This window comes from Tardiphaga sp., from assembly GCF_025356345.1.
In the GTDB taxonomy this organism is placed as follows: Bacteria; Pseudomonadota; Alphaproteobacteria; order Rhizobiales; family Xanthobacteraceae; genus Tardiphaga.
In genome coordinates, this window is the sequence record NZ_JANXTC010000346.1 from 1 (window position 1) to 3086 (window position 3086).

The window sequence follows — 3086 nt, forward strand, 5'->3', positions numbered from 1 at the left end:
CCGAACAGGATGATCGAGCCGAGATCGCCATTGGCGAGAAGATGCGCCAGCGCCCACAGCTTGACCGCGGTCAACATCGGATGTTTGACGGCCTTGTAGATGCGGCCGCGGAGATAGGCGGTGACCAGCAGGATCACCGCCGGCAGCATCAGGGCGACGGCGATATGTCGCATCGCCTTGGGCGGCGTCCAGACGTCGATCCAGCCGGTGGCACGGTAAGCGGCAAAGCCCCAGACGATCAGCGCCAGGCCAGCCACGGAGATCAGCGCGTAACCGAGCTTGTAGCCGCTCTCGCCGAAGCGCGCGATCAGCTGCGCGCGGACGTCGCGCCGGGTCGATACCAGGTGCACGCCGAGAAACAGCACGAGGCCGAGGATCATCACGCTCAGTCCCACGATATCTCCCTTCGGGCTTTGAGGCCATTTGCCGGCCTCGAATTTCCCATTATGGTCCGCCGCGAACCGGGGCCGACCTATTAGTTCCGGGTATCATTTTTAGGGGGACGGGCGCAATGCCGGGGAATCATATCGGACGGGCATGCAGGCTGGCACTGGCCGCGACGGCGCTGCTGTGGTTGCCTGTCGCGGCGCAGGCGCAGACAGGGGCTGCTCCAGTATGGCCGCCGAAGCTGGTGCGGATCATCGTGCCATTCGGCGCCGGCTCTTCGCCCGACATCATCGGCCGCGTGCTCGGCGACAGCCTGCAGGCGCGCTATCCCGCGACCAATTTCGTGATCGAGAACAAGCCCGGCGCCTCCGGCAATATCGGCACCGACGCTATCGCCAAATCGGTGCCCGACGGCAGCACGATCGGTATTTCGCTGGGCGGCCCGCTGGCCATCAACACGCTGCTGTTTGCCAGACTGGCGTACAATCCCGATACCGACCTCGCGCCGATCACCATGCTGACGCAACTGCCCAGCGTGCTCGCGGTGCCGACCTCGCTCGGCGTCAACAGCGTCGCGGAATTTCTCGTCCGGGTGAAAGCCGAGAAGATCAGCCTGGCCTATGGCTCGATCGGCGCCGGTTCGCTGTCGCAGCTGTGCATGGAAGCGATCGCGCAGAAGGCCGGCGTGCAACTGCTGCACATCCCCTACCCGTCCTCGCCGGCGGCCACCACGGCGCTGCTGCGCGGCGACGTCCAGGTTGCCTGCCTGCCGGCGATCGGCGTCACCCCGCAGCTCCCCGGCGGCCTGGTAAAGTTGCTGGCGGTGACCACCGCGAAGCGCTCGCCGTTCCTGCCCGACGTGCCGACGCTGACCGAGAGCGGCATCGACGTGCAGTCCGACGCCTGGAACGCGCTGGTCGGGCCCGGCGGCCTGTCCAGCGACGTGGTGGCGAAGATCAACGCCGATGTGACGCAGGCGCTGGCCGAGCCGGCGGTGATCGAGCGGCTGAAGGCGCAACTGATCACCCCGGTGCCATCGTCGCCGGACGAGCTGCGCAAGCGCATGCGCGACGAGAAGGCGATGTGGGCCGATGTCATCAAGGCCGCGAATATCAGGATCGAGTAGCCTTCTTCACCTCGCCCCGCACTTTGCGGGGAGAGGTCGACTGGGCAACGCGCAGCGAAGCCCGGTCGGGTGAGGGGCGAGGCACAATCGCCAAGGCCATCTTACAGATTTGCGGTTGGGCTGGCGCATATTCGAAAAACAAGGAGGCGCTTGATCCGCATGCCCAGTCCCGAGGTTAAGATCAGCGGACGCCGTTCTGTTCGCGCAAATCCCGGTTATCGAGATAGCGGATCATGATCGGCCGCCCGGCGATGGCGCCGCCGAGGCCGGGCGTGAAGGACAGCGGCGCACAGGCGCCGAGTGAATCATCGATCGCCTTTAGATAGCCTGCGCGAAGTTCCTTCGACACGTCGGGCGTCGCATAGGTCAGGCGCGGCGCGCTGATCCATTCGCCCGACCGCTGGAAGCTGACCAGCATCGACATCTGCATGCCCTGCCGGGCCTGCTCGGCGGGCGGCGGCGACTAGCACGACCGCGGCGCCGCGAACAGGTCACCGACGATGTCGAGGTCGTGATCGGGCTTGTGATACTTCGCCGCGTCGTCCCGCGCCGGCACGCTCAAAATCGTCACCCGCAGGTTCTGCCCGTTCGGATAGTCGATCTCTGGAATGCACGGGCAATGCTGAAACACGTTGCAGGTCGACGGCGTGCACGGCGCGTCGTCGAGCACGCCGCACGGCGCATGCGCAAACGGCGTCGGATCGATGGCCCCCCTTTGCCGCGCCTCGGCGGCTGCGGCCAGCAAAGCGACGGCCACCGCGAGCACGGCTAACCGGCCCGGCATGCCATTCCTTTCAAAGCAACTTGCCATTCAAAGCATCTTGCAACGAAATGATGCGCGGCTCGGCGCCATCAAGGGGTCGGCGCATCACATCCGCAGGAGCGCACGGAGAGAAATCGCCGCGATCGCGCGCCGAACGGCGCCCCACGCTATCCGTGGGGCGGATCCGCCAACCGGAGGGCCCCGGCACGATAGGCTTCGCTATGGCGCCGGCCGCCTCGCCTCACGCCTTCTTCTTCACGTCCTTGATGTCGGTGAACACGATGCCTTCGGCGCGTTCCTTGGTGTAGTTCAGATAGAAATCGTTCTTGGCGAGGAATACCGGATCGCCATCGACGTCGTCGGCGACGCCGGAATTATTCGCGGTCATGAAGGCATCGAGCTTCTTGGCATTGTCGCTGGAGATCCAGCGCGCCAGCGAGAATTCCGAGACTTCAAAACTGACCGGCAACTGGTATTCGGCATCGAGCCGCGCCTTCAGCACGTCGAGCTGCAACGGACCGACCACACCGACCAGGGCCGGCGCGCCATCGCGCGGCCGAAACACCTGCACGACGCCCTCTTCCGACATCTGCTGCAGCGCTTCCTTCAGCTTCTTCGCCTTCATCGCGTCGCCGAGCCGGACGCGGCGGACGATTTCCGGCGCGAAGGACGGCACGCCGATGAAGGTGAGGTCCTCGCCATCGGTCAGCGTGTCGCCGATCCGCAGCGTACCGTGGTTGGGAATGCCGACCACGTCGCCGGCGAAGGCCTCGTCGGCCAGCGCGCGGTCCTGCGCGAAGAAGAATTGCG

2 protein-coding genes and 2 pseudogenes are annotated in these 3086 nt (G+C 65.6%); 1 reads left to right on the forward strand and 3 read right to left on the reverse strand.

Annotated features, from left to right (window positions below; all coding sequences use genetic code 11):
• On the reverse strand, positions 1–395 hold a 395-nt coding region (locus Q0S16_RS21095; RefSeq protein ID WP_295852608.1), incomplete at its 3' end, for an NnrU family protein.
• Positions 396–511: 116 nt separating this feature from the next.
• Between Q0S16_RS21095 and Q0S16_RS21100 the strand changes: the two genes are divergently transcribed.
• Entirely contained in the window at positions 512–1513 is a 1002-nt protein-coding gene (locus Q0S16_RS21100; protein WP_295852611.1) for a tripartite tricarboxylate transporter substrate binding protein, read from the forward strand.
• 181 nt (positions 1514–1694) lie between these two features.
• On the opposite strand, the pseudogene Q0S16_RS21105 reads toward Q0S16_RS21100, so the two are convergent.
• Positions 1695–2297 (reverse strand): annotated as a pseudogene (locus tag Q0S16_RS21105) (hypothetical protein).
• A 220-nt stretch (positions 2298–2517) separates the two neighbouring features.
• Positions 2518–3086: pseudogene (prfC, locus tag Q0S16_RS21110) on the reverse strand (peptide chain release factor 3); the annotation flags it as partial.

Excerpts from the sequence above, each read along its gene's own strand:
- Q0S16_RS21100 (WP_295852611.1), top strand. The coding sequence starts at position 512 with ATGCCGGGGAATCATATCGGACGGGCATGCAGGCTGGCACTGGCCGCG.